Annotated in this window: 17 protein-coding genes and 2 pseudogenes; 15 read left to right on the plus strand and 4 right to left on the minus strand. The window is 69.8% G+C overall.

The genetic code is table 11. The features are described 5' to 3' along the window. Nucleotides 1–400: 400 nt before the first annotated feature. From hpf to hprK, 3 genes are all read left to right on the plus strand, one after another. Entirely contained in the window at nucleotides 401–733 is a 333-nt protein-coding gene (gene hpf, locus AAAZ40_RS00930) for a ribosome hibernation-promoting factor, HPF/YfiA family (RefSeq protein ID WP_476660745.1), read from the plus strand. A 132-nt stretch (nucleotides 734–865) separates the two neighbouring features. Then, nucleotides 866–1,336, plus strand: a complete 471-nt coding sequence (locus AAAZ40_RS00935) for a PTS sugar transporter subunit IIA (RefSeq protein WP_476660746.1) — start codon at nucleotides 866–868, stop codon at nucleotides 1,334–1,336. 39 nt (nucleotides 1,337–1,375) lie between these two features. Continuing rightward, nucleotides 1,376–2,326, plus strand: a complete 951-nt coding sequence (hprK, locus tag AAAZ40_RS00940; protein WP_476660747.1) for an HPr(Ser) kinase/phosphatase — start codon at nucleotides 1,376–1,378, stop codon at nucleotides 2,324–2,326. A 57-nt stretch (nucleotides 2,327–2,383) separates the two neighbouring features. Here the strand turns inward: hprK and fur are convergent, their stop codons facing one another. Beyond that, complete coding sequence (fur, locus tag AAAZ40_RS00945; RefSeq protein WP_476660748.1) at nucleotides 2,384–2,827, minus strand: ferric iron uptake transcriptional regulator; 444 nt, start codon at nucleotides 2,825–2,827, stop codon at nucleotides 2,384–2,386. 108 nt (nucleotides 2,828–2,935) lie between these two features. Between fur and AAAZ40_RS00950 the strand changes: the two genes are divergently transcribed. From AAAZ40_RS00950 to AAAZ40_RS00980, 7 genes and pseudogenes are all read left to right on the plus strand, one after another. Beyond that, nucleotides 2,936–3,496, plus strand: a complete 561-nt coding sequence (locus AAAZ40_RS00950; protein ID WP_476660749.1) for an outer membrane protein assembly factor BamE — start codon at nucleotides 2,936–2,938, stop codon at nucleotides 3,494–3,496. Between the two features lie 18 nt (nucleotides 3,497–3,514). After that, on the plus strand, nucleotides 3,515–4,330 hold the full coding sequence (dapB, locus tag AAAZ40_RS00955) for a 4-hydroxy-tetrahydrodipicolinate reductase (protein WP_476660750.1): 816 nt from the start codon (nucleotides 3,515–3,517) through the stop codon (nucleotides 4,328–4,330). Nucleotides 4,331–4,395: 65 nt separating this feature from the next. Then, nucleotides 4,396–5,583: pseudogene (locus AAAZ40_RS00960) on the plus strand (class I tRNA ligase family protein); the annotation flags it as partial. Nucleotides 5,584–5,872: 289 nt separating this feature from the next. Then, nucleotides 5,873–7,480: pseudogene (locus tag AAAZ40_RS00965) on the plus strand (class I tRNA ligase family protein); the annotation flags it as partial. A gap of 58 nt (nucleotides 7,481–7,538) precedes the next feature. After that, on the plus strand, nucleotides 7,539–8,162 hold the full coding sequence (locus tag AAAZ40_RS00970) for an LPS-assembly lipoprotein LptE (RefSeq protein ID WP_476660751.1): 624 nt from the start codon (nucleotides 7,539–7,541) through the stop codon (nucleotides 8,160–8,162). A gap of 7 nt (nucleotides 8,163–8,169) precedes the next feature. Then, nucleotides 8,170–8,949, plus strand: a complete 780-nt coding sequence (locus tag AAAZ40_RS00975) for an MBL fold metallo-hydrolase (protein WP_476660752.1) — start codon at nucleotides 8,170–8,172, stop codon at nucleotides 8,947–8,949. A gap of 72 nt (nucleotides 8,950–9,021) precedes the next feature. Next, complete coding sequence (locus tag AAAZ40_RS00980) at nucleotides 9,022–9,483, plus strand: FecR family protein (protein ID WP_476660753.1); 462 nt, start codon at nucleotides 9,022–9,024, stop codon at nucleotides 9,481–9,483. Here the strand turns inward: AAAZ40_RS00980 and AAAZ40_RS00985 are convergent. Beyond that, complete coding sequence (locus tag AAAZ40_RS00985; RefSeq protein WP_476660754.1) at nucleotides 9,470–11,431, minus strand: TolC family outer membrane protein; 1,962 nt, start codon at nucleotides 11,429–11,431, stop codon at nucleotides 9,470–9,472. The two genes, AAAZ40_RS00980 and AAAZ40_RS00985, sit on opposite strands and share 14 nt — an antisense overlap. Before the next feature lie 176 nt (nucleotides 11,432–11,607). Here AAAZ40_RS00985 and AAAZ40_RS00990 point away from each other — a divergent pair, with 176 nt between their 5' ends. The 3 genes from AAAZ40_RS00990 to AAAZ40_RS01000 all read left to right on the plus strand — a co-directional run bounded on the left by AAAZ40_RS00990 (nucleotide 11,608) and on the right by AAAZ40_RS01000 (nucleotide 15,521). After that, on the plus strand, nucleotides 11,608–13,755 hold the full coding sequence (locus AAAZ40_RS00990; protein WP_476660755.1) for a CHASE2 domain-containing protein: 2,148 nt from the start codon (nucleotides 11,608–11,610) through the stop codon (nucleotides 13,753–13,755). A 105-nt stretch (nucleotides 13,756–13,860) separates the two neighbouring features. Next, nucleotides 13,861–14,925, plus strand: coding sequence for a DNA polymerase III subunit delta (holA, locus tag AAAZ40_RS00995; RefSeq protein WP_476660756.1), 1,065 nt, complete (start codon nucleotides 13,861–13,863; stop codon nucleotides 14,923–14,925). 98 nt (nucleotides 14,926–15,023) lie between these two features. Continuing rightward, a complete protein-coding gene (locus AAAZ40_RS01000) occupies nucleotides 15,024–15,521 on the plus strand; it encodes a GlcG/HbpS family heme-binding protein (RefSeq protein ID WP_476660757.1) in 498 nt (165 codons plus the stop codon). A 116-nt stretch (nucleotides 15,522–15,637) separates the two neighbouring features. On the opposite strand, the gene AAAZ40_RS01005 is transcribed toward AAAZ40_RS01000, so the two are convergent. Both AAAZ40_RS01005 and glnE read right to left on the minus strand, forming a co-directional pair. Continuing rightward, nucleotides 15,638–15,937 (minus strand): 4a-hydroxytetrahydrobiopterin dehydratase, encoded by a 300-nt coding sequence (locus AAAZ40_RS01005; RefSeq protein ID WP_476660758.1) that lies wholly within the window; start codon nucleotides 15,935–15,937, stop codon nucleotides 15,638–15,640. Nucleotides 15,938–15,955: 18 nt separating this feature from the next. Further along, on the minus strand, nucleotides 15,956–18,799 hold the full coding sequence (gene glnE / locus AAAZ40_RS01010; protein WP_476660759.1) for a bifunctional [glutamate--ammonia ligase]-adenylyl-L-tyrosine phosphorylase/[glutamate--ammonia-ligase] adenylyltransferase: 2,844 nt from the start codon (nucleotides 18,797–18,799) through the stop codon (nucleotides 15,956–15,958). Nucleotides 18,800–18,807: 8 nt separating this feature from the next. Between glnE and AAAZ40_RS01015 the strand changes: the two genes are divergently transcribed. Continuing rightward, nucleotides 18,808–22,968, plus strand: a complete 4,161-nt coding sequence (locus AAAZ40_RS01015) for a YhdP family protein (protein ID WP_476660760.1) — start codon at nucleotides 18,808–18,810, stop codon at nucleotides 22,966–22,968. Between the two features lie 2 nt (nucleotides 22,969–22,970). Then, a complete protein-coding gene (locus AAAZ40_RS01020; RefSeq protein ID WP_476660761.1) occupies nucleotides 22,971–25,802 on the plus strand; it encodes a nitrilase-related carbon-nitrogen hydrolase in 2,832 nt (943 codons plus the stop codon). Nucleotides 25,803–25,851: the final 49 nt, after the last annotated feature.

The following is a 25,851-nucleotide window of genomic DNA, read 5'->3' on the forward strand; positions in this document are numbered from 1 at the left end:
CTGAGGGGGGCGGTTCGGGCAGCAGCGGGCGCTGCCCATTGCGGCAAGGTGGGAGGGGAGCGATGCGCTTTCGGTCTCCCATCCCCGCCTGTTGCGCCACACCCCCAACGGGGCTCGACGTCAGCGGAACGCTGCGGAAACCGAAAGCGCGCGACTAGGGGCGCTGTCCATTCGGGGCTTTCAGTGGTTGATTCAGCCCCCCATTATGCCCGCAAAGTGTGACGCCCAAGGGGCCGCCGCCACTGCACCTTGAGCCAGCTCAAAGGCCATGGCACCTGCATTCGTGGCACACTTGCCCCCAGCCACCGAACATGGCATAGTGAATGCGAGGCGGCAGCCCATTTTCGCCGGCTGACCCATTGGGGTCGGCCTTTACCACCCGAGCTTTAGGAGGCTCTCCATGAACCTGTCGATCAACGGTCATCATCTCGAAGTCACCCCGGCAATGCGCTCGTATGTCACGGCCAAACTCGACCGGATTGCTCGGCATTTTGACCAAGTCGTCGATGTCCGCGTGCTGCTGACGGTGGACAACCAGACCGAAAAGGCCCTGCGCCAAAAAGCCGAGTGCAACATCCACATCAAGGGCAAGGACATTTTTGCCGAAAGCAGCCACGCCGACCTTTACGCCGCCGTCGATGAACTGGCCGACAAGCTCGACCGCCAGGTGCTGCGCCACAAAACCAAGCTGAAAGACCACCACCACGAGACGGCCAAACGCGAAACGCACTGACGCCGCCCCCTGAGCCCGCGCAGCTTTTGTGCTGCACTGCAACAAGCCGCCCATTTTGTCAAGCGGCTTGTTTGTTTTCTGCACTTGCCAACGCGTCGCAAAGGCGCATAATTCGCGCCTTGCGAGGTCTTTATGAACCGTCTTTCTGCCATTTTGCCTGCCGAGCAGGTGCTGGTCGCGCTTGATGCCACCAGCAAGAAGCGCGCCTTCGAAGAAGCTGGGCTGCTGTTTGAATCCCTGCACGGGCTCAACCGCGCCCTCATCACCGACAGCCTGTTTGCGCGCGAACGGCTGGGCTCGACCGGGCTCGGGCACGGGGTGGCGATCCCGCACGGGCGCATCAAGGGCCTCAAGCAGCCCTTGGCGGCGGTGTTCCAGCTCGCCGAGCCGATCGGCTTCGACGCCCCCGACGAACAACCGGTGCGGCTGATGTTTTTCTTGCTGGTGCCCGAAGCGGCAACGCAAAAACACCTCGAAATTCTGTCCGATATCGCCGAACTGCTCAGCGATGCGGCCCTGCGCGAGCAGATGAAAAGCAGCGCGGCGGCTGCCGATCTGCACGCCCTGATCCACAACTGGCATTCGGCGCACGCACTGGCCTGAGCGGCTCAGGCGCCAACCCGTCATGGCCGCGCACCGCAGATGAAGCCGGTTGCGATCAACGCCGACGCCTTGTTCGAGGAGCACCGCGAGACCCTCAAGTGGCAGTGGGTGGCCGGACAGAGCGCCTCCGAGCGCCGCTTTCTCGAGCAGGCGGTGAGCGCGGCGCGCTCCGGTGCCGACCTGGTCGGCTACCTCAACTACATCCACCCCTACCGGGTGCAGATTCTGGGGCGGCGCGAGGTCGACTACCTGCTCAACGCCAGCGCCGACGATTGCCTGCGCCGCGTGGCACGCATCGTGGAACTGGAGCCCCCGGCCTTGGTGCTGGCCGACGAGGTGCCCCCGCCGGCCGAACTGGTGGCCATGTGCGAGCGCGCCCAGATTCCGCTCTTTACCACCGCCTGTTCAGCCGCCTTTGTCATCGACGTGCTGCGCGCGCATCTGTCGCGCCTGTTTGCCGACCGCACCACCTTGCACGGCGTGTTCCTGGATATTTTTGGTCTCGGTGTGCTCATCACCGGCGAATCGGGCCTGGGCAAGAGCGAACTGGGGCTGGAACTGATCTCGCGCGGGCACGGCCTGGTGGCCGACGACGCCGTCGATATCGACCGCATCAACCAGACCGTGCTCGAAGGCCGCTGCCCCGAGTTGCTGCAAAACCTGCTCGAGGTGCGCGGCATCGGGCTGCTCGACATCAAGGCCATTTTTGGCGAAACCGCCGTGCGGCGCAAGATGCGGCTGCGCCTGATCGTCTATCTGGTGCGCAAAGAGACGCTGGAACGCGACTTCGAGCGCCTGCCGCACGAGCCGCTGTACCACGACGTGCTCGGGGTGGCGGTGCGCAAGGTGGTGATCCAGGTCGTGGCCGGGCGCAACATGGCGGTGCTGGTCGAAGCCGCGGTGCGCAACACCATCTTGCAGCTGCGCGGCATCGACACCTACCAGGAGTTTGCCCAGCGCCAGCGCGCGGCCATGCTGCGCGGCGGCTGAGGCCGCAGGCCGCAGGCCGCAGGCGGCCAAGCGGGGGGAGGGGGGCGAAGGGCGCCGTCAGCGCCGCCCAGCCGGGGTCGGCCGGTGCGGGCAGTCGGGCTTGGTGCAGTGCGCGTACAGCGACAAGGCGTGCTCTTGCAGCCTAAAACCGCGTTGCTCGGCGATCGCGTGCTGGCGCGACTCGATCTCGGCGTCGTAGAACTCCTCGACCCGGCCGCAGTCCAGGCACACCAGGTGGTCGTGGTGCTGGCCTTCGTTGAGCTCAAACACCGCCTTGCCGGATTCGAAGTTGCTGCGCACCAGCAGCCCGGCCTGCTCAAACTGCGTCAGCACCCGGTACACGGTGGCCAGCCCGATGTCGGCGTGGTCGGCCAGCAGCACCCGGAACACGTCTTCGGCCGTCATGTGGCGCTGGCGGCCGGTCTGAAAGATCTCCAGGATTTTCAGCCGCGGCAGGGTGGCCTTGAGGCCAGTGCTTTTGAGTTCGTCGATGTTGCTCATGCGGATGGTGCGGGTGGCTGCCTGGTGCGGCAAGGGCTACAATGGCCTGCATCATAGTACGGTGCGCCTTGGTGTGCACCGGTGGTTTCCATCATCCGCACCGCCCACATGTTCAAACCTTTGTTGTCGTGCGCTCGCCCGGTCGGTGTGGGCGCACTCGTGGCCGCCGCCTTGGCCCTGTCGGGCTGCGCCAGTTTCCAAAACGCCGGCACCCAAATGAGCACCTTGGGCGGCCTGCTCACGCCACACCGCATCGACATCCAGCAGGGCAACGTGGTGGTGCGCGAGCAACTGCAAGCGCTGCAACCGGGCATGCCACGCGCGCAGGTGCAGGCGATCCTGGGCACGCCGCTGGTGGCCAGCGCCTTTCATGCTGCGCGCTGGGATTACGTGTTCACCTTCAACCGCCAGGGCCAAGAGCCACAGCTGCGCCGCGTGACGGTGTTCTTTGAGGGCAACGCCCTGCAGCGCGTCGAGGCCGACGAACTGCCGACCGAGCAGGAATTCGTGGCCTCGCTGCAAACCGGGCGCGCCGCCGGCCGCATACCGGTGCTGCAAGCCAGCGAGGAGCAGTTGCGCGCCTTCCGCGAACGCCACCCCGCGCCCGAAGCCCGCCCGACCCCGCCCCCCGTGCCCGCCGGCCCGTTCCCGCCGCTCGAAGCGCGCTGAACGCAACGCCTGAACCCCGTGCCAGCCCCCTCATCCCCCCACCGCATCGGCATCGCCGGGGCCAGCGGCCGCATGGGCCGCATGTTGGTCGAAGCGGTGCTGGCCGCCGACGACTGCCGCCTCGGCGCCGCCTTTGACCAGCCCAGCAGCGCCGCGCTGGGCCAGGATGCCGCCGCCTTCTTGGGCCAGCGCAGCGGCGCCGTGATCGGCGCCGACCTGTCGGCCCTGGCCGGCTGCCAGGTGCTGATCGACTTCACGCGCCCCGAAGGCACGCTGACGCACCTGCAAGCCTGCGTGCAGCAGCGGGTGCAGATGGTGATCGGCACCACCGGCTTTGATGCGACGCAAAAGGCGGCGATCGAGGCCGCGGCACAGCACATCGCCATCGTCATGGCGCCCAACATGAGCGTGGGCGTCAACGTCACGCTCAAGCTGCTCGAGCAGGCGGCGCGCGCGCTGGGTCCCGACTACGACATCGAGATCGTCGAGGCGCACCACCGCCACAAGGTCGATGCGCCCAGCGGCACCGCGCTGCACATGGGCGCGGTGATCGCGGCGGCACAGGGGCGCGACCTGGCCGCTTGTGCGGTCTATGAACGATACGGCCACACCGGCGCGCGCGCACCGGGCAGCATCGGCTTTGCCACGGTGCGCGGCGGCGACATCGTGGGCGACCACACGGTGCTGTTTGCCGGCACGGGCGAGCGCATCGAGATCAGCCACCAGTCGAGCAGCCGCGCCACCTACGCCCAGGGCAGCCTGCAAGCCGTGCGCTTTTTGGCCGGGCGCAGCAGCGGCCTCTACGATATGTACGACGTGCTGGGTTTGCGCTGAAGCGCGCTGCTGCCGGGCTGGGCAGTGCATGGGCCGCCGCCACCCTTCGGCCTAAAATAAGGCCCATGCAAGAAAAATACCAGCCCCTGGAGGTCGAACGCGCGGCCCAAGCGCATTGGCAGGCCCGCGACGCCTACCGCGTGCACGCGCACGCCCTCAACGCCCAAGGCGCGCCCAAGCCCAAGTACTACGCCTGCTCGATGCTGCCCTACCCCAGCGGCAAGCTGCACATGGGCCACGTGCGCAACTACACCATCAACGACATGCTGGCGCGCCAGTTGCGCATGCAGGGCTACAACGTGCTCATGCCGATGGGCTGGGACGCCTTTGGCCTGCCGGCCGAGAACGCAGCGATCAAAAACCAAGTGGCGCCGGCACGCTGGACCTACGACAACATCGCCTACATGAAGCGCCAGATGCAGGCGCTGGGGCTGGCGATCGACTGGAGCCGCGAGGTCGCGACCTGCGCGCCCGAGTACTACAAGTGGAACCAGTGGCTGTTCTTGCGCATGCTCGAACGCGGCATCGCCTACCGCAAGACCCAAGTGGTGAACTGGGACCCGGTCGATCAGACCGTGCTCGCCAACGAGCAGGTGATCGACGGCCGCGGCTGGCGCACCGGGGCCCCGGTGGAGCGGCGCGAGATCCCGGGCTACTATCTGAACATCACGGCTTATGCCGACGAGTTGCTGCAGCAGGTGCAACTGGGCAACCCACACGCCACGCTGGAGGGCTGGCCGGACAAGGTGCGGCTGATGCAGGAAAACTGGATCGGCAAGAGCGAAGGGCTGCGCTTTGCCTTCACGCACCGCATCTGCGGCCACGACGGCAACCCGATCCAGGACGGCCGCCTGTACGTGTTCACCACCCGCGCCGACACCATCATGGGCGTGACCTTTTGCGCCGTGGCGCCCGAGCACCCGCTGGCGCGCCAGGCCGCCGAGGGCCAACCGGCGCTGGCGGCGTTCATCGAGGAATGCCTCACCGGCAGCCACACCGAGGCCGAACTGGCAACGCAGGAAAAGCGCGGCATGGCAACGGGCTTTTGCGTGCAGCACCCGCTCACGGGCGAGCAGTTGCCGCTGTGGGTGGGCAATTATGTGCTCATGAGCTATGGCGACGGCGCCGTGATGGGGGTGCCGGCGCACGACGAGCGCGACTTCGCCTTCGCGCTCAAGTACGGGTTGCCGATTCGGCAGGTGGTGGGGTGGCCGGAGGCGGATGCGAATTGTGGCACCGTTGTGGGGGCCGATGGTTTGGTCTCGATGGCGCTGGGTGGGGCGGCGCTGCCCCTGGTTCGTCAGTCGCAGGCTCTGATTCCTCACCAGGGGCAGCCCCACCCCACCCAGCTCGCTGCACGCCAGCGGGGGCGACGCGCCAGCGCCAAACGCCGCCACACCCGCCGAGGCTGGAGCGCCGCTGGGGCGCGCACCCGGTGAGGAATCGGAGCCTGCGACTGACGAACCGGGTGCGCGCCCCAGCGGCGCGACCGGCGCGCCTGAGGAGCGCGCCCCCCCCGCCCGCCCAGCCGCAGCCCCCCCAGAAGCGAAAATTTTCGACCCCACGCGCTGGCACGACTGGTACGCCGACAAGCACGGGCTGGTCTGCGTCCATTCGGGCGTGCTCGACGGCCTGGGTTACCAGGCGGCGGTGGACAAGGTGGCGCAACTGCTGGCCGAGCGCGGCCTGGGCGCCAAGAAAACCACCTGGCGCCTGCGCGACTGGGGCATCAGCCGCCAGCGCTACTGGGGCACACCGATCCCCATCATCCACTGCCCCGAGCACGGTGCGGTACCGGTGCCCGAGCGCGACTTGCCGGTGCTGCTGCCCGAAGACTGCGTCCCCGACGGCTCGGGCAACCCGCTGCTCAGGCACGCGGATTTTCATGCCGGCGTGACCTGCCCCGTCTGCGGGCAGCCGGCGCGGCGCGAAACCGACACCATGGACACCTTCGTCGATTCGTCGTGGTACTTCATGCGCTACTGCGACCCGCACAACGAGCAGGCCATGGTCGGCGCGGGCACGCAGTACTGGATGCCGATGGACCAGTACATCGGCGGCGTCGAGCACGCCATATTGCACCTGCTGTACGCGCGCTTTTGGACCAAGGTCATGCGCGATCTGGGGCTGGTGCAGATCGACGAGCCCTTCAAGCGCCTGCTCACCCAAGGCATGGTGCTCAACCACATCTACTCGCGCCGCAACCAGCGCGGCGGCAAAGACTACTTCTGGCCGCACGACGTGGAACACGTGCTCGACGCCAGCGGCAAGGTCGTCGGTGCGCGCCTGCTGCGCGCCGCCGACAGCGCCGACGGCCGCCTGCCCCCCGGCACGGCCATCGACTACGAGGGCGTGGGCACGATGTCCAAGTCCAAAAACAACGGCGTCGATCCGCAGGATTTGATCGAAAAATACGGCGCCGACACCGCGCGCCTCTACACCATGTTCACCGCCCCGCCCGAGGCCACTCTGGAGTGGAACGACGCGGCGGTCGAAGGCAGCCACCGCTTCCTCAAGCGCGTCTGGGCGCTCGGGCAGCAGCTCGGGCAGGCCGACTGGGCCGCCACCGAAGCCAGCGCCAGCGCGGCGCAGAAGCTGACGGACATCGCCTTTGGGCCAGCGGCCAAGGCGCTGCGGCGCGAAGTCCACAGCCTGCTCAAGCAGATCGACTACGACTACCAGCGCCTGCAATACAACACCGTGGTCTCGGGCTGCATGAAATTGAGCAACGCGCTCGAAGCCACCTTGGCCGAGCAGCGCCGCGCCAGCGCCGCCGGCACCGCGCCCGACCCCAGCCTGGGGCTGGCACTGGCCGAGGGCATGGGGATTTTGCTGCGCTGCCTCTACCCCGCCACCCCGCACCTGGCGCACGCGCTCTGGCAGCAGCTGGGCTATGCGGCCCAACTGGGGGATTTGCTCGATGCACCTTGGCCGCAGGTGGACCCGCGAGCGCTGGAGCAAGACGAGATCGAACTGGTGCTGCAAGTCAACGGCAAGCTGCGCGGCGCGCTGCGCGTGAGCGCACAGGCCGAGCGCGCGGCCATCGAAGCCGCCGCCGTGGCGCACGAGGCGGTGCAAAAATTGTCCCAAGGCGCCGCAGCCAAAAAGGTGGTGTGGGTGCCGGGGCGATTGGTCAACGTGGTACTCTGAGCGGGTGTTCGCCGATTTGGACTGGCCCAACGGAGCGCCCGCTTTTGCATCCTGCCCCATGACCCACCGCCCCAGCGTTCAACCCGCGCACCGCGCCCCAGCCGGCTGGAAGGGCGCTGCTGCCCGCGCGCCTGCGCAGGCGTCTGCCGCACCCACTGGGCCCGCACCCACGCGCCGCCGCTGGCTGGCAGGCTTGGCGCTGGCCGGTGCGCCGCTGCTGCTGGGGGCCTGCGGCTTTCGCCTGCGTGGCACGGCCACCCCACTGGTCTTTGGCCGGCTGCAACTGAGTGCCCCGCCGCACAGCCCGGTGGCGCGGCTGCTGATCCCGCAACTGCAGGCCAGCGGCGTGAGCTTGGTGGCACAACCGCTGCCGCCGGGCGGCGCGCCGCCCGAGGTGCTGCTCGACATCGCACTCGACCAGAGCGAGCGCGCCGTCGCCGGCACCACCGCCGCCGGGCAGGTGCGCGAGCTGCAACTGCGCCAGCGCCTGCGCTTTCGCCTGCGCACCTTGGCCGGGCGCGAGCTCATCCCCGACACCGAGCTGCTGCAGCAACGCGAGCTCAGCTTCACCGAAGCCCAGGCCCTGGGCAAGGAAGCCGAAGAAGCGCTGCTGTACCAGGACATGCAACAGGCCCTGGCGCGCCAACTCATGGCGCGGCTGGCGGCGTTGCGCTCACTCTGACCCAGCCATGCAAGTGCGCGTACTGGGCTGTTCCGGCGCCATCGCCCGCGGTGCCCGCACCACCTCGTTTCTGCTCGACGAGCGCATCCTGATCGACGCCGGCACCGGCGTGGGCGACCTCACGGTCGATGAAATGCTGCGCATCGAGCACGTCTTTCTGACCCACGCCCACCTCGATCACATCGCCGCGCTGCCCCTGATGATCGACTCCATGGCCGCCGGCTTGCGCCGCCCGTTGCGCGTGCATGCCCTGCCCGAGACCATCGCGGCGCTGCGCCAGCACATCTTCAACCATGTGATCTGGCCTGATTTTTCGGTCATTCCCTCGCCCCAGCACCCGTTCCTGTGCTTCGAGCCGCTGCAAGTGGGTGCGGTGCATGAGGTCTGCGGCCACCGCGTGCAGGCGCTGCCTGCCCAGCACAACGTGCCTGCCGTGGGCTACGCCGTGGCCACCCCCAGCGGGCACTGGGTTTTTACGGGCGACACCTGTTCGAACCCGGCCTTCTGGCGCTGCGTCAACGAGCTGCCCCTGGCCATGCTGGTGATCGAATGCGCCTTCAGCGAACGCGAGCACTGGCTGGCGCTGCGCAGCCAGCACCTCAGCCCGAGCCTGCTGGCGCTCGAGCTGGCCCAGCTCGACCGCGGCCGCCACCCGGGGTTGCGCGTCGGCATCACCCACACCAAACCGGCCGAGCGGCCGCAGATCGAAGCCGACATCGCGGCCCTGGGCCTGGCGCAGCGTTACCCCTTGATCTGGCTCGAATCGGGGCAGCGTTTCGACTTCTGAGGCGTTCTGCTGGCAATTGACGCGGCCACAAAAAAACGCTTACACTGATACCTCATTCAAGAGGAACTCGCCATGCTCAAATTCGCTCTGACGCTGCTGCTGTGGTCGGCCATGGCCGCCGCCCAGGCCACGGGGGTGCCAATCGGTTTCGTCAAGACCGTCTCGGGCCAGGCCGAGGTGGTCACCGGTGCCCAAACGCAACCGGCGGCGGTCGGGACCCCGGTGCATCTGGGCAGCGTGCTGCGCACCGGCGCGCGCAGCAGCATGGGCGTGACCCTGCGCGACGAAACCGTGATGTCGTTTGGCCCCAACACCGAACTCACGGTCGATGAGTTCGTCTATGCGCCGGCGCAGCGCGACGGTCGCCTGAGCACCCGGCTGGCGCGCGGCACCCTGAACTACGTCTCGGGAGCGATTGCGCGCCAGCGGCCCGAAAATGTCCAGATGCGCACCCCCACCGGAACCATCGGCATCCGCGGCACCCACTTCGTGGTCGAAGTGGACGCCGTCACCGGCCAGGTCAGCGCGCGCTGATCACCACGCGCCGGTTGCGCGCTTCGCGCGTGCCGTCGGGTGTGGGCACCTCGAGCAAGCGCTCGCCAAAGCCTTCGATGGCGATCTCGATGTCTTGCAGGCCACTGGCGCGCAGCCTTTGAGCAACCAGTTGCGCCCGGCGCAGCGCCAGCGCCTCGTTGAGCCGTGCGGGGCCGCTGGTGTCGGTGTGGCCGGACACGGTCAGGTCGAGCGCCTGGCGCGCCCGCAGCCGCTGCACCACTTGCGGCCACTCGGCGGCGCTGGCCCGGGTCAGGTTGACGCTGCCGTCTTCAAAGAACAGCGTAAAACGCTCGGGCCGTTGCGGCTCGGCCTCGAGCGCGGCAGCGAATTGGCGCCGCACCTGCTCTTCGGGAATGGCCACGGCGGGGGCGGCACCGGTCAGATCGGTGCCCGTGAACGCCGCACCCAGCACCTGCTGCCCGGCGCGGCCGGTCACCACCACCTGGCCCACGCTGCCATCGGGGTTGGGCAACAACACCACGCGGTCGGCGCGCTGCGGCAGCGGCGGCAACACCAGCGCGGCCTTGATGCGCTCGAGCGACTCCATGTGTGTGACCTGCGCCGGGCACAGCGCTGCGGCATCGAAGCCGCTGGGCTGCTGCGCCGCCAGCGCCTCGAGCGCGGCGGCCTGGTCGGCGGGTGCGGCGCCAAACAGCGCCACCAATTGGCCCATCGAGGCCAGGGTGCGGGCCTCGGCACGCAACTGCTCGTGTTGGGCATCGGTGTAGGTGAGCGCAGCGTCAAAAAACTCGGCTTGGGTGTCGAGCACATCCAGCAGGCTGCGCTGGCCGATGTCGAACTGCTGACGCAAGGCGGTGACCGATTTTTCCACCGCCAGCCGCTGCGCGTCGGCCAGGCGCTGGCGTATGCGCAAGGTTTCGGTGTCGTTGAAGGCGATCGAGAGGTTTTGCTGCACCTGGCGGCAAACGAGGTCCATCTCGGCCCGCGAGCGCGCCTGCAGCTCGGTGGCGCGCTGCAGCGCCGCCGTGTCGGCGCCGCCGCGGTACAGGTTGTGCGACAGCACCAGTTCGGCCACCTGATCGCGGAACTCGCCACGCACGCCGTCGCGGTTGCGGCTCTCGCTGGCCGATAGGCGCCCCTCGAGGCGCGGCATGAAGGCGGCTTGCCGGCCCTCAACCGCCTGCTGGGCCTGCTGCCAGCGGTGGAAGGCGGCACGCAGCTGCGGGTTGGCTTCCAGACCCTGGCGCAGCGCCGCCGCCGCCGAGTCGGGCATGGGGGCCACGCCGCGCCCGCTGGGCCAAGCCGGCAGCGCGGTGGGCGGCAATTGCCCGACGAAGCGCTGGTAATTCAACCCTGCTTCGTGCAAGGCCCTGGTCTCGCCCACCAGCGCCGATTCGGCCACCGCCAGCCGTGCCTGCGCCTGTTCGGCATCTACCCGTCGCCCGACCCCGGCGCGGGTGCGCTCGCCTATGGCGTCAAAGACCTTGCGGTGCTCGACGTAGTTTTCGGTCGCCAGTTCCACCCGCTGCTGCAGGCGCAGCAGCTCGAGGTAGGCCAACACCACCTGCAACGCCACCGTTTCGCTGCCATGGCGCAGATCAAAATACGCCGCCACCTCGGCCTGGCTGGCTTGGCGCAGGGCGGCGGCGGCCTGCCCACCGTCGAACAGCAACTGATTCAGGCTGATCTGCACCCCACTCACCCCCATCCAGGCCCCGCCCTGGCCGGGGGCGCGCCGCTCTTGGCGCCCGACGCTGGCCTGCAGATCGACCTGCGGCCGCCAGCCGGCGGCCGCCAACGGCGCCTGCTGGCGTGTGGCCTGCAAGGCGCGCCAGCGCTCCTGCACCTCGGGGCTGTGCAGCACCGCCGCCTGGGTGGCTTGCACCAAAGGAGCCGGCAAAGGCTGCGCACTGGCCGCTGCCGCGGCCAAACAAAGGGCAAGCCCCAGGGGTTTGAAGGGTGGCATCACAATAAGCTCCTAAAAAAGCCCGCGGCGTGACTGAACCGAACGGCGCACCGGGCCAAAGCCAGCCCGTGTACAAGAACCCTCCCACACAGACCCAGCTCATTGCTTAGAATGATACATGAACGCCGGCGCTTGCGCAGGATTTGCTCTGTCCACCCATGGCGTCCCCACCCATCATGAAACACCTCTACCAGCGCGCGATGGCTTTTTGGTTGTCGCTGCTGGGGCTGGCCTTGGGCCTGCTGCTGCTGGTGACCGATCCGGTGCTGCTGCAAACCCTGCGCTATCAGGTGTTCGACCAGTACCAGCGTTGGTCGCCGCGGGTCTATGCGCCGCAGCCGGTGCGCATCATCGACATCGACGAAGCCAGCCTGCAGCGGCTGGGGCAGTGGCCTTGGCCGCGCACCCAGGTGGCTGAGATGGTGCAGCGGCTGCACGCGGCCGAAGTGGCCGCGATCGGCTTTGACGTCTTGTTCATCGAGCCCGATCGCACCTCACCGCAGGCGCTGGCCCCGCTCTGGCCCTTGACGCCCCAAACCCGCCAAGCCCTGCTGCAACTGCCCGACCACGACGCGGTGCTGGCTCAACACTTGGCCGATCGCCACGTGGTGCTCGGCTTTGCGCTGCAGCGCGAACGCGCCGCGCGTGCCAACGAACGCCCGCCCGCCGTGGCCGCGCGCTTCGTCTGGCTCGGCGGCGGGGCGCAGCCGCAGGCGCTGCACGGCTTTGATTCGGCCCTGGTGGCGCTGGACAAGCTGGAACGACAGGCCGCCGGCAACGGGGCCCTGACCTTCGTCCCCGATGCCGACGGCGTGGTGCGCCGGGTGCCGCTGGTGCTGCGCCTGGGCGATCAGCTCGTGCCCTCTTTGGTCACGGAAACGCTGCGCGTCGGACTCGACGCCCGCAATGTGCTGATGCGCAGCGCCGAGCAGGGTCGGCCGGCGCTGGAGGAGGTGCGCATCGGCGACCTGACCCTGCCGACCACGGCGGCCGGCGAGATCTGGCTGCACTACACCGAACCGGTGCCCGAGCGCTACATCCCGGCCTGGAAACTGCTCGACGGCAGCGCCGATCCGGCGCTGCTGCAAGGCCATCTGGTGCTGGTGGGCAGTTCGGCACAGGGCCTGATGGACCTGCGCTTCAACTCCCTGGGCCGCATCATGCCCGGCGTCGAAGCCCACGCACAAGCGCTCGAGCAGGCGCTGGGCGGGCATTTTCTGACCCGCCCCACCTGGGCGCTGGGGCTGGAGGCGCTGCTGCAGTCATTGGGCACCGTGCTGCTGGTGCTGTTGGCCATCTACGCCCGCGCCCTGTGGGCGGCGGCGGCGGCGGCGCTGCTCACAGGTGCCATCCTGTGGGGCGGTTGGTGGGCCTTCAGCTCCCAGGGCTTGCTGTTCAACAGCGTGATCCCGGCGCTGGTCTGGATCGCCGCCTTTGTGGTTGCCAGCCTTGCGCACCACTTTCGCAGCGAGCAGCAGCAGCGCTTCATCAAGCAGGCCTTTGCCCGCTATGTGTCGCCGAACCGGGTCGAATACCTGGTCGAGCACCCGCAGGATCTGAACCTGGGTGGCCAGCGCCAGACCTGCAGCTTCGTGTTCACCGATCTGGCCGGTTTTACCAGCCTGATGGAAAAAACCGACCCCGGCGAGGCGCTCGGTTTGCTCAACCACTACCTCGAGCAGATGATCGAGATTGCCTTCAGGCACCAGGGTACGCTGGACCGGATCGTGGGCGACGCGGTGGCGATCATGTTCTCGGCCCCGGTGCAGCAACCCGATCACCCGCGCCGTGCGCTGCGCTGCGCGCTCGAGATGCACGCCTTTGCCAGCCGCTACGCGAGCGATCTGCAGGCACGCGGCATCCCCTTTGGCCACACCCGGCTGGGGGTGCACTCGGGCGAGGTGATCGTGGGCAATTTTGGCGGCAAAGCCATTTTTGATTACCGCGCCCTGGGCGACCCGGTCAATACCGCCGCACGGCTCGAGAGCGCCAACAAGCAGTTGGGCACCCGCATCTGCGTCTCGGGCCAGACGCTGGCCGACTGCCCCGACCTGCCGGCGCGGCCGATCGGGCGGCTGGTGCTCAAGGGCAAGAGCCAGGATCTGGCGGTCTTCGAGCCACTGAGCGCAGAGGTGCCCGGCCCCTACGCCCCCCTGGATGAATACCAGGCCGCCTACGCCGCGCTGGCGCGGTCGGGCGCCGAGGCGGAGCCGCTTTTTGCCGCGCTGGCGCAGCGTTACCCAGACGACCCGCTGGTGCGCCTACACCACCAGCGCCTCAGGTTAGGCGAGAGCGGGGAGCGCCTGGTGCTCGAAAGCAAATAAGGCCACGCCCATGCGCCGGGTCGCCAACTGGGTCGCCAGCCTCGGGCTGCCAGCCCCGCAGCGACCGCCCGGTATACCGCGCAGCCGCTACACTGCAGCCCTGCCATGCAAAGCTCCTCCACCCAACTGGCCGCCCACCTGCAGCGTGGCCTCAAGGCCCTCTACACCGTGCACGGCGACGAAGCGCTGCTGGTGCAGGAGGCGGCCGACGCCATCCGCGCCGCCGCACGGGTGCAGGGCTTTGCGGAGCGCAGCGTGTGCACGGTCAGCGGCGCGCACTTCGACTGGAGCTCGGTGCTGGCCGCTGGCCGCAGCCAGAGCCTGTTTGCCGAGCGCCAGTTGCTGGAGCTGCGCATCCCTTCGGGCAAACCCGGCAAGGAAGGCGCGGCGGTGCTGCAGCAACTGGCCGCCACCGCCCCTCAGCACCCCGATCTGCTCACCCTGGTGCTGCTGCCCAGGCTGGACGCCGCCACCCTCAAAAGCCCTTGGTTTGCCGCGCTCGAGCAGCACGGCCTGACGCTGCGCATCGACGCGGTCGAGCGCGCCCAGCTGCCGGCCTGGATCGCGCAGCGGCTGCGTTTGCAGGGGCAACACGTGCCCAGCGGTGAGGCCGGCCAGCTATGCCTGGATTTTCTGGCCGACCGGGTCGAGGGCAACCTGCTGGCGGCGCACCAGGAACTGCAAAAACTCGCGCTGCTCTACCCGGTGGGCGAACTCACTTTTGCGCAGATCGAGCGCGCCGTGCTCGATGTGGCGCGCCACGACCCCTTCAAACTCGCCGAGGCGGTGCTCGACGCCCAACCGCTGCGCGTGCAGCGCCTGCTCGACGGCCTGCAAGCCGACGGCAGCGCCGCCGTGCTGGTGCATTGGGCGCTGGCCGAAGACATCCGGGCGCTGTGGCGCGTGAAAAACGAACTCGCGCAAGGCAAGCCCCTGCCGCTGGCGCTGCGCGAACAGCGCGTCTGGGGCGGGCGCGAAAAGCGCTTCGAACGCCTGCTGCCCCGGCTCGGTCTGGCGCAGCTCGAACGCTGGCTGCTGGACGCGCACACCGTCGATGGCATCGTCAAGGGCCTGCGCCACCCCGACTGGCCCGCCCACCCCTGGCAGGCGCTGGAGCGGCTGGCGCAGCAGGTCGCGCAAGGGTGCGCCAGGGCTCCCAAGGGGGCCTAGGGGGCGGCGCATCGGCCTTGGGCGCGCCGATCGGCTTTGCTGCTACACTGAGCTTCATGGGCCACTCGAGATGGCCCACCCACCCGGAGACAAGCCCCATGAACCTGTTGCGCCACGCCGTGCTCGCCTTGTGTGCAGCGGCCCCCCTTGCCCTGCACGCCCAGGAGGCCACTTTCACCGTCCGCTCCCTGACGCCCGAGACCGCCCTGACGGCGGCGCAAGCGGCCTTGGAGCACTGCCGGCAACAGGGTTTTCAGGCCAGCATCGCGGTGGTTGACCGTTCTGGCACCCTGCAGGTGCTGCTGCGGGATCGCTTTGCCGGCCCACACACCGTTCCCGTCGCCACCGACAAAGCCTGGACGGCGGTCAGTTTTCGGCTGTCGACGACCGAACTCGGGCGTGAAACCCAGGCCGGCAAACCGATGAGTGGGCTGCGTTCGCTGCCACGCTTCCTGGCCGTCGGCGGGGGTCTGCTGATCCAAGCCGGCGGACAGGTGTTGGGTGCCATTGGTGTCTCGGGTGCGCCGGGCGGCGACGCCGACGACAGTTGCGCTCGGGCCGGCATTGCGGCCATTGCCGACGCGATCGAGTTCTGAGAGGCGGCCCAAGCTGGGCGCCGCCAACCTCAAAAGCCCTGGGTTCGCCGCGCCCGAGCGGCACGGCCTGACGCGGCGCATCGACGCGCCGCCGTGGGCAAGCTGCAGGCGGCGCCTCAGCCGCCCACGCCGGCCGCCAGCGTGTCCACCCAGAGCGCGAATTCGATGTCGCGCATGCTCAAGCCGCCCACTTCGTGGGTGGTGAAAGCGATCTCCACCCGGTTGTACACGTTGGCCCACTCGGGGTGGTGGTTGCGTTGCTCGGCTGCCAGCGCAACCCGGCTCATGAAGCCGAACGCGGCGTTGAAATCGCTGAACACCAAACGCCGCTCCAGCGCGTGGCGCTGCGGGTTGAAGCGCCACAGCGGCAGGCGTGCGATCTGGGCTTGCAGGGCCGCCCCTTCGAGTTTTTGCATGGTCTGCTGCGCTGGGCGCTAGCGGGGGGACGAGGCCGCGGGGCCTGCGGGGGCGGTGCAGGCGACGAACCCAAACACCTGCGCCCACAGGGCGCGCACCGCCGCGCTGTGCTCGGCCACCAGCGCCGGGTCGATCTGCGTGCTGGCTTCGTCCAAGCGGCAGCGGTGTTGGCGCTGGCGCAGGGCGCGGTAGGCGTGCGCGGCCGCCTGGCCCATGCCGGCGGGCAGCAGCCCGGCCTGCTCGGCGGCGTGCAGCAAGGCGATGTTGCCGCTGTTGGCGCACAGCGCCGGGTGCGCGGCGGCGTGCGCCAGCACCAGGTGCTGCACCGCAAACTCGACATCGACCATGCCACCGGGGCTGTGCTTGATGTCGAACAACCCCGCGCGCACTGGGTGTGCCTGGCGCAGGCGCTCGCGCATGGCGCAGATTTCGGCCGCCAGTGCGGCGCTCGAGCGCGGCGCCGTCAGCACCGCCAGGCGCACGGCCTCGAAGCGCTGCACCAAGTCGGGCGGCCCGAGCACGCAGCGCGCGCGCGTGATGGCCTGGTGCTCCCAAGTCCAGGCGGTGTTGCTGCCGCGGTGTTGCTGGTAGTGCGCAAAGGCGTCGAAGCCAGTCACCAGCAGGCCCGAGTTGCCGTTGGGGCGCAGCGCGGTGTCGATCTCGTACAGATCGCCCTCGCCGGTCTTGACGGTGAGCCAGTTGATGAGCTTGCGCACCAGCGCGGCATAGACCTCGGGCGCGCGCTCGTCCGGGTCGTCATAGACGAACACGAGGTCGAGGTCGCTGCCGTAGCCCAGCTCTTTGCCACCGAGCTTGCCATAGCCGATGAGGGCGCAGCGCGGCTCGTCGCGGTGGCGCTGCTTGAGGCGCTGCCAGCACCAGCGGCCGCTCACGCGCAGCACGGCGTCGGCCAGGGCGCTCAGGTCGTCGGCCACCTGCTCGACCGTGAGCACGCCTTCGACGTCGCGCGCCAATGTGCGAAAAACCTCGGCGTGGTGCGCACGGCGCAGCAGGTCCAGCAGCGCCTCCTCGTCGTCGTCGCCGCCAGCGGCCAGCGCTTGGTGGCGCGCCTCGAGGTCGGCCTCGAACTGCGCCGCCTCGAAGCGCTCCTGGTACAGCTGCTGCCCGGCCAGGTCGTCGATCACACCGGGATGGCGCAACAGGTAGCGCGCCGGCCACTGGGCGGCGCCGAGCATGCGCAACAGGCGCTCGTGCACCGCCGGGCGCTCTTGCAGCAGCGCCAGGTAGCTCTCGCGGCGCAGCAGCGGCTCGATCCAGTCGCACAGGCGCAGCGCCGCGCCCTCGCTCACCCGCCCTTCCGCGTGCCAGGCCCCGGTGCGCTGCAGCAGCCGCAGCAGGCGCTGGCGCGCACTATCGCGCAAGCCCTGCACGCGCGGCGACTCGGCCCACTGCGCCACCCGCTGCCGCAGCCCCGACGGCAGTTGCGCCAGCACGGTGAGCAAATCGTGGCTGGGCGCCGCCTGCGCGTGGCCGTTGCAGCCCTTGCCGTTGCAGGGCAGCGCACCGGCCCCGAGCAGGGTGTCGAACTCTTGCGCCACCAGCTCGCGCTGGGCGTCGAGCACGCACAAAAAAGCGGCGCTGTCGGCGCAACCCAGGGTCTGGGCAATCCAGCTCAGGTCGTCGTCGCGCGTGGGCAGCAGATGGGTTTGCTGGTCGTCCAGGTACTGGATGCGGTGCTCCACCCTGCGCAGCAGCTCGTAGGCCTGCGCCAGCGCGGCCGCCTTGGGCTCGGGCATCAGGCCGGCGCGCACCAGTCGCGTCAGCGCCTCCAGCGTGGCGCGGGTGCGCAGCTCGGGGAACTGGCCGGCGCGCACCACCTGCAGCAGCTGCACCGTGAACTCGATCTCGCGGATGCCGCCGCGCGAGAGCTTGACGTCGTTCAAACGGCCCGGGTTGCCCGCCGCCCGCTTGGCCGCGTGCTCCCGAATCTGCTGGTGCAGGCTGCGCAGCGCATCGAACACGCTGTAGTCGAGGTAGCGCCTGAACACAAAGGGCTGCACCAAGGCGCGAAGCGCCTGCGGCTGGTCGGTGTCCAGCGCTTGCTGCGGTGCCACCACGCGGCTTTTGAGCCAGGCAAAGCGCTCCCATTCGCGCCCCTGCACCAGAAAATACTCCTCGAGCGCGTCGAGCGAGAGCGCCGGCGGGCCCGAATTGCCGTTGGGCCGCAACGCCAGATCGACCCGAAACACCTGGCCGTGCTCGGTGTTGTCGCCAATCAGGCTGTAAATGCGTTTGACCGCCTTGGCAAAATACTCGTGGTTGCTGATGCGCCCGCGCCCGAGCGCGTTGCCGCGCGTCTCGCCGTCCTGGTCATAGACGTAGATCAGGTCGATGTCGCTCGACACGTTGAGCTCGCGCGCCCCCAGCTTGCCCATGCCCACGATCCACAACTGGGCCCGGCGGCACTCGGCCGCTGCCGCCGGGGCCGAGCTGGAGGCCACCTGCGCTTCATCCGTACACATGGGCGCGCCATGGACCTCGTCGAGCTCGCTCAGAGCCATGTGCAAGGCGGTGTCGAGCGCGAGTTCGGCCAGATCGGTCATGGCCCCGGTGACCAGTGCCAGCGGCGCCTCGTGCTCCACATCCAGCACCGCGAGCCGCTCGAGCACCAAATGGCGCAACACCCGCAGGGCCGCAGCCGTGTCCAGCCCCCCCGCCTGCAGCGCCGCCAGCGTCTGGCGCATGGTGCCGGCCGTGGGCGGCCCTGGGGGCAACAGCGCCCGCTCGGCGTGGTAGCGGCGCCGCACGCGCTGCACGAAGCGCGAGTGGGCCGCGGCCGCGAGAGCTTTTGATACAACTTGGTCGGGGCCGCCAGGGCCCAAAGTGGCGCTAACGATCATAATTTGGTGTGCTCGATAAACCCCGCCCCCCCCATCCACCGCGCTGGCTGCACTGGCAGGCCCGTCTGCTGCGTGCGCTGTTGTGGCTGCTGGTGGCGGCGTGGCTGCTGCTGGGGCTCAGTTGGGTGGCGTTGCATCAGCTCATTGTGCCAAGAGTTGACCAATGGCGCCCGGCGCTGGAGCGCATGGCCAGCGCGGCGCTGGGGGTGAAGGTCGAGATCGGGGCCCTGGCGGCCAACTCCAGCGGCCCGGTGCCCAGCCTGCAGCTGCGCGATGTGGTGCTGCGCGACGCCGCCGGTGCCGAGGCGCTGCGCCTGCCCAGCGTGCGCGCCGCGCTGTCGTTGCCCTCGCTGTGGCGGCTGGGCTTTGATCAGATCGTGGTCGAGGGCGCGGTGCTGGAGCTGCGCCGCAGCGCCGATGGGCGCTGGCTGCTGGGCGGCATCGATCTGGGCCGACTCGAACACAGCGGCGACGAATCCCCGCTGGCCGACTGGTTGCTGGCGCAAACCGAGCTGGCCCTGTTGCAAGGCACGCTGCGCTGGCACGACCTGACCCGCCCCGAGGTGCCGGTGGCTGAGTTCACGGGCATCGATCTGGTGCTGCGCAACCCCGGGCGCCAGCACCAATTCCGGCTCGACGCCACCCCGCCCGCGCACTGGGGGCAGCGCCTGAGCGTGCGCGGCGATTTCACCGGTGCGTTCTGGCCACTGCGCCCGAGCCAGTGGCGCCATTGGCGCGGCACCCTCTATGCCGATCTGCCGTGGGTCGATTGGGAGCAGATGGGGCGCTACCTCGATGCGCCCGACTGGCTGGGCCTGCAGGTGCGTCAGGGGCAGGGGGCGGCGCGCCTGTGGCTCGATTGGCAGCGCGGCGTGCTGCGCCAGGCCAGCGCCGACCTCGGCTTGCAACGGGTGCAGTTGCAGTGGCCCGAAGTGGCGCAGCCGTTCGAGTTGCAAAACCTGCAAACCCGGCTCGAGCTGCAGCACGAGGGGCTGCAAACCATCTTGAGCACCCACGGGCTGGCCTTTCGCACCGCCGACGGGCTGGTGTGGCCGGGCGGCAACGTGCGCACCCAGCACACCCGCCGCAGCGACACGACCCCGGCCGCTTTTGCACTCCAGGCCGAGCGCCTCGATGCGCAGGTGCTGAGCCAACTGGCGCTGCAACTGCCCCTGCCCGCGCGCGCGCACCAGTGGTTGCGCGAAACCGCCCCCAGCGGCCTGGTGGAGCAGATGCAGATGCAATGGCGCGCCCCCCAGGCGGCTGGCGCCGACCAGACCGGGGCCGCAGCCAACTGGAGCGCCAGCGGGCGCTTGCGCAACGTCGGGCTGCGCGCCGGGGCCGCGCCGCCGGTGTACCGCCATGCCCAGGGCTGGGACGTGCACATGCCCGGACGCCCCGGCATCGGCGGCGCCGACCTCGACTTCAGCCTCAGCCCCAGCGGCGGCAAGGCCGAGCTGCGGCTCGACAACGGCCACCTCGATTTGCCCGGCGTCTTTGCCCAACCCCGGGTGGCGCTGCAACGGCTGCACGCCGGCCTGAGCTGGCGCGTGGCAGGCGAGCAGATCACGGTCGAGGTGCCGCGCTTGCTGCTGCGCAACCCCGACCTCGAAGCCGAGCTGCAACTGAGCTGGCACAGTGCCGACCCGGCCCAGAGCCCGGCGCGCGCGCGCTTTCCCGGCGTGCTCGAGCTCGATGGCCGCCTGCTGCGCGCCGACGCGGCGCAAGTGGTGCGCTACCTGCCGCTCAACGTCGGGCCAGAGACCAAAACCTGGCTGCGCAGCGCCGTCCTGTCCGGGCGCATCGCGCAGGCCCAGGTGCGGGTGCGCGGCGATCTGTGGCACTTTCCCTTTCAGCAACCGGGCAGCGGCGTGTTCACGCTCGAGGCACCGTTGCACGATGTGCAGCTCGACTACGCGCCGGCGCACCTGCTGCCGGCGGGCAGTCCGCCTTGGCCGACCCTGCAGATGCCACAGGCGCGCCTGCTGATCGAGGGCACACGCTTGCGCCTGGACCAAGCCAGCGCCCAGGTGCGCCTGTGGCCGCAGCTGCGCATCGTGCAGGCACAAGCCGAAATCCCCGACTTCATGGCCACCGAGCCCCAACTGCGCCTGAACGGCCAGGTGCGCGGCCCGGCCACCGATGCCCTGGCCTTGATCCACGGCTCGCCGCTGCGCCTGATGACCGAGGCCGCGCTCGACCAGGCCCAGGCCAGCGGCGCGCTCGACCTGGGGCTGCAACTCGACATGCCGCTCAACGACACCGACGCCACCCGCGTGCGCGGGCAGTTGCGCTTTGCCGGCAACGACCTGCGCATCGGCCCCGAAACCCCACCCCTGCAGGCCCTGCACGGGGTGCTCGATTTCACCGAAAACGGCTTCGACATCCCCGCCGCCAACGCCCAGATGCTGGGCGGGCCGCTGCGCTTCTCGGGGCGCATGGCCACCGAGCAGGGCCAGTCGGTGCTGCGCTTGCGCGGCCAGGGCCAGGCCACGGCGCTGGGGCTGGCCCAAGCCGAGCCTTGGCCCTGGCTGGCCCCGCTGGGGCGCGCCGGCAGCGGCTCCGCGGCTTATCAGGCCGCACTGCGCATCGGCCCCGACGGCACCTCGGTGCAGGTGGACTCCGACCTGCAGGGCTTGGCGCTGCAGCTGCCCGCGCCGCTGAGCAAGCGCGCCGAGGCGGCGCTGCCGCTGCGGCTGCGCATCGAGCCGCTGGCCGGTGCCCCCAGGGGGGCCACACGCGACGAGCTGCAGCTCGAACTGGGCCCTGGCCCCACCCCTTTGCTCAGCCTGCACTACCAGCGCGAGCACCGCGACGCGGCCACCCGGGTGCTGCGCGGCAGCGTGGCCGTGCGCAGCGCGCGCCCGGCGCTGCCCGCCGCGGGCGTGCTGGCCGCGCTCGATCTGGGCGACTTCGACGCCGACGCCTGGGCGCGCCTCTACGCCGCCGCCCCGGCCACACCGCTGCCCACCGCCGCCGCCCCGGCCCCAGCCGCCGGCGCGCTCACCCTGCAAGACAGCCGCCCCTACTGGCCCACGCAGTGGCGGCTGCAAGCCGCGCGCTTCACCCACGCCGGCCGCAGCTGGCACGACCTGAGCTTGAGCGGCAGCCTGGAGCGCGACACCTGGCGCTCGGCGGTGGTGGCACGCGAACTGGCCGGTCAATTCAGCTACCGCGCCGGCGGTCCGCAAGCGGCAGGCCTGGTGCATGCGCGCCTGAGTCGCCTCGACTGGCCGCGCGCCGGCGTCGTGCAGCCCGCCGAACCGGTGCTGCAACAGCCCGAGGCCCTGCCCGCCGTCGACTTGGTGATCGAGCGCCTGCGCCTGGACGGGCGCGAGCTCGGGCGGCTGGAGGTGCAGGCCGCGAACCGCGTCGCCACCCAAGGGCCGCAGGCGGGCGTATCCGAATGGCGCCTGCATGCGCTGACGCTCGGCACGCCCGAAGCCACCCTCAGGGCCAGCGGCAACTGGGTCGCGCACGGGCGCGATGCCGCCGCCCGGCGCACCGCCTTGCGCCTCGAACTCGACATCCGCGACGCCGGCGCCTTGCTCGAGCGCATGGGCCAGCCGCAGACCATCCGCGGCGGCCAGGGCCGCATCGAGGGCCATTTGGGCTGGCTGGGTTCGCCCCTGAACTTCGACACCCCCAGCCTGAGCGGCGAGCTGCAGCTCGACGTCGGGCGCGGCCAGTTTCTGCGCGCCGAACCCGGCGTGGCCAAACTGATCGGGGTGCTCAGCCTGCAGGCGCTGCCGCGGCGGCTGATGCTGGATTTCCGCGACGTGTTCAGCGAAGGCTTTGCGTTCGACTTCATCCGCGGCAACGTCGCCATCACCCAAGGCGTGGCGCGCAGCAACAACCTGCAGATGAAGGGCATCAATGCCGCCGTGTTGATGGAGGGCAGCGCCGACATCGTGCGCGAAACCCAAGACCTGCGCGTGGTGGTGGTGCCCGAGCTCAACGCCGACACCGTCTCGCTGGTGGCCACTCTCATCAACCCAGTGACCGGATTGGGCACTTTTCTGGCCCAGTTTCTGCTGCGCCAGCCGCTGCAGCAAGCCGCCACACGCGAGTTTCACATCACCGGCCCCTGGGCCGACCCCGTGGTCACGCCGGTGCAGCGCCAGTCCGCCGCCCGCCCCGACCCCCATGCCCCCACCGGAGCGCATTGAAGATGAAAATCGCCGCCTTGCAAATGGTCTCGGGCAGCCAGCTCCAGGCCAACCTCGACCAGGCCCAGGCCTTGCTGCAACAAGCCAGCCAGGCCGGCGCCGAACTGGCCGTGCTGCCCGAGTACTTTTGCCTCATGGGCCAGCGCGAGACCGACAAACTGGCGCTGGCCGAGGCCCACGGCAGCGGCCCGATCCAGGCCTTTCTGGCCGCTGCGGCGCGCCAATACGGGCTCTGGGTCGTCGGCGGCACGTTGCCGCTGCAAAGCCCGGTCGCCGGGCGCGTGGCCAACGCCTGCCTGGTCCATGACCCCAGTGGCCAGCCGGTGGCGCGTTACGACAAGATCCACCTCTTTCGTTACGACAACGGGCGCGAGCGCTACGACGAAGCGGCGGTGCTGGTGGCCGGCAGCACGCCCGTGGCCTTTGAGCTCAGCGACCGCAGTGGCCAGCGTTGGCGCGTGGGCCTGAGCGTGTGCTATGACCTGCGCTTCCCCGAGCTCTACCGGCTGCTGCAGGCCGATTTGCTGCTGCTGCCCGCCGCCTTCACCCACGGCACCGGACAGGCGCACTGGGAGCTGCTGCTGCGCGCGCGCGCGATCGAGAACCTGGCTTTCGTGGCCGCCAGCGCCCAAGGCGGGCAGCACGACAACGGCCGCCAGACCTGGGGCCAGAGCATGGTCATCGACCCCTGGGGCAGCGTGCTGGCGCAGCGGGCCAGCGGGCCCGGGGTGGTGTTGGCCGAGGCTCGATTGGAACCGGCTGCAGCAGGTGCGCCAGCAGCTGCCGGCGCTGCAGCACCGGCGCTTTCACACCCTGCCGTGCCAGCCCTGAAACCCGCCTGGGTGGTGCGCCACCTGCTGTGGCTGCTGGCCGGCCTGCTGCTGGCGGCCCTGTTTGCCCTGCTGCTGTTTCTGATGCGCGAATACCAGCACGGCCAGCTTCAAGACGGCCTGCAGCGCGAGGCCGCGCGCATGGGCCTGGACGTGCGCAGCGGGCTGGCGCGCAGCGTGCAAGACCTGCATGCCCTGCAAAGCGTGGCCCCCAGCCCGGCCTTCTGGCCCAGCGCAGCGGCCGATCTGCTGAGTGCGCAGCGCCAACTGGTGCACCTCGAGTGGCGCGACCCCGCACACACCGTTTTGGTGCAGCGGCTGTCGCCCTTTTGGCCGACGCTGCACGCCATGCGCCCACGCCAGGACGCCCTCATCGACGTGCCCCAAACCTGCGCGCTGGCGCGCCGCCTCGATGAAGCGGCCTACTCGACCAGCTACTTTTGGCCACTGCCACAGGGCCGGGGCGTCGAGCTGGTGGAGCTGTGCCTGCCCCTGAAGCGCAACGGCCGCCCCGACGGCTACCTGGTGGCCACTTACGCCATGGCCGGGCTGCTGGCCGAGCTCATTCCCGCCGAGGCCCAGCGCGGGCGGCGCCTGTCGTGGACCGAAGCCGATGGCACCCGCCTGGTGATGGTCGGCGAACTGGTCGAGCCGGGGCCAGCCCTGCACCGCGCCAGCCAGTTGGTGGCTCTGCCCGGCGCCGCGTGGGTGCTGCTGGTCGAACAAAGCGGCGGCGGCGAACACCCGGTCGTCGCCGCGCTGCCGCTGGCGGTGGGGGCGCTGGCGCTGGGGTTGCTCAGCCTGTTGGCGCTGCTGCTGCGCGACCTGCGCCGGCGCCAGCGCGCCGAAAGCCAATTGGCCGAGGCGCTGGCCTTCAGGCAGGCCATGGAAGACTCGCTCCTGACCGGTCTGCGCGCGCTCGACCTGGATGGCCGCCTGACCTACGTCAACCCAGCCTTTTGCCAAATGGTGGGGCGCAGCGCCGAGCAGCTGCTGGGCACCAGCATTCCGGCTCCCTACTGGCCCACCGAACAGATCGAGGAATACCGCCAGCGCCTGCAGGCGCGGTTGGCGGGCCAAAGCTCGCCGCGCGAGGGCTTCGAGTCGGTGTTCATGCGCGCCGATGGCAGCCGCCTGCCGGTGCGGGTGATCGAGGCGCCGCTGGTAGACGCCCAAGGCCGCCAGACCGGCTGGATGAGCGCGATCCTGGACTTGAGCGAGCAGCGGCGCAACGAGGAGCTGCTGCGCGCCTCGCAAGAGCGCCTGCAGGCCACGGCGCGGCTGGCCATGGCCGGTGAGATGGCCTCGCTCATCAGCCACGAGCTCAACCAACCCTTGGCCGCCATCGCCAGCTACGCCAGCGGCTCCTTGAACCTGCTGCCCGCGCCGACCAGGCCCGAGCCCGAGCCCGACCCCACCCACCTCGTGCGCAGCGCCTTGCAGCGCATCAGCGAGCAAGCCGAACGCGCCGGCAAAGTCATCAAAAGCGTGGCCGACCTGGTGCGCCAGCGCGACCGCGAGCGCGTGGCGGTGCCGCCGGCCGACCTGTTTCATGCCATCTGGCCGCTGCTGCAGCTGCAGGCACGGCAGCAGCACATCGAGCTCGAGCTCGACATCGAACCCGGCTGCCCCTCGGTCTGGTGCCAGCGCACGATGATCGAACAGGTGCTGCTCAACCTGGCGCGCAACGGCATGCAAGCCATGCCAGCGGGCAACCCGGCGGCCACCTCGGGGCTGCGCCGCTTGCGCCTGAGCGCCGGCCGGGGTCGGCATGGCCGCGGCGAGGGGGTCGAGTTTGCCGTGGCCGACCACGGACTGGGCATCAGCCAGGAGCAGGCCGAGCAGTTGTACACGCCTTTTTTCACCACCAAGCCCGAGGGCATGGGCCTGGGGCTGAGCCTGTGCCGAACCGTGGTCGAACAGCACGGCGGCGCGCTGCAATACAGCGCCCAGCAGCCACGCGGCACGGTGTTTCGCTTCACCCTGCCCAGGGCTCCCGCCTGAGAGGCCAGCGCTCAGGCCGGCCTGGAGGCGCCCCCACCTTGCGCATGGC

It is taken from the genome of Serpentinimonas sp. SMBJO2, assembly GCF_056341105.1.

What these genes read in the sequence shown, in the direction of transcription:
- AAAZ40_RS00950 (WP_476660749.1), top strand. Translation starts at nt 2,936, where the DNA reads ATGTTCAAACCTTTGTTGTCGTGCGCTCGCCCGGTCGGTGTGGGCGCA.
- AAAZ40_RS00935 (WP_476660746.1), top strand. Translation starts at nt 866, where the DNA reads ATGAACCGTCTTTCTGCCATTTTGCCTGCCGAGCAGGTGCTGGTCGCG.
- fur (WP_476660748.1), bottom strand. Translation starts at nt 2,827, where the DNA reads ATGAGCAACATCGACGAACTCAAAAGCACTGGCCTCAAGGCCACCCTG.
- AAAZ40_RS01000 (WP_476660757.1), top strand. Translation starts at nt 15,024, where the DNA reads ATGAACCTGTTGCGCCACGCCGTGCTCGCCTTGTGTGCAGCGGCCCCC.
- holA (WP_476660756.1), top strand. Translation starts at nt 13,861, where the DNA reads ATGCAAAGCTCCTCCACCCAACTGGCCGCCCACCTGCAGCGTGGCCTC.
- AAAZ40_RS00970 (WP_476660751.1), top strand. Translation starts at nt 7,539, where the DNA reads ATGACCCACCGCCCCAGCGTTCAACCCGCGCACCGCGCCCCAGCCGGC.
- glnE (WP_476660759.1), bottom strand. Translation starts at nt 18,799, where the DNA reads ATGATCGTTAGCGCCACTTTGGGCCCTGGCGGCCCCGACCAAGTTGTA.
- AAAZ40_RS01020 (WP_476660761.1), top strand. Translation starts at nt 22,971, where the DNA reads ATGAAAATCGCCGCCTTGCAAATGGTCTCGGGCAGCCAGCTCCAGGCC.
- AAAZ40_RS00975 (WP_476660752.1), top strand. Translation starts at nt 8,170, where the DNA reads ATGCAAGTGCGCGTACTGGGCTGTTCCGGCGCCATCGCCCGCGGTGCC.
- AAAZ40_RS00990 (WP_476660755.1), top strand. Translation starts at nt 11,608, where the DNA reads ATGAAACACCTCTACCAGCGCGCGATGGCTTTTTGGTTGTCGCTGCTG.
- AAAZ40_RS01005 (WP_476660758.1), bottom strand. Translation starts at nt 15,937, where the DNA reads ATGCAAAAACTCGAAGGGGCGGCCCTGCAAGCCCAGATCGCACGCCTG.
- AAAZ40_RS00985 (WP_476660754.1), bottom strand. Translation starts at nt 11,431, where the DNA reads ATGCCACCCTTCAAACCCCTGGGGCTTGCCCTTTGTTTGGCCGCGGCA.
- hpf (WP_476660745.1), top strand. Translation starts at nt 401, where the DNA reads ATGAACCTGTCGATCAACGGTCATCATCTCGAAGTCACCCCGGCAATG.
- hprK (WP_476660747.1), top strand. Translation starts at nt 1,376, where the DNA reads ATGAAGCCGGTTGCGATCAACGCCGACGCCTTGTTCGAGGAGCACCGC.
- AAAZ40_RS00980 (WP_476660753.1), top strand. Translation starts at nt 9,022, where the DNA reads ATGCTCAAATTCGCTCTGACGCTGCTGCTGTGGTCGGCCATGGCCGCC.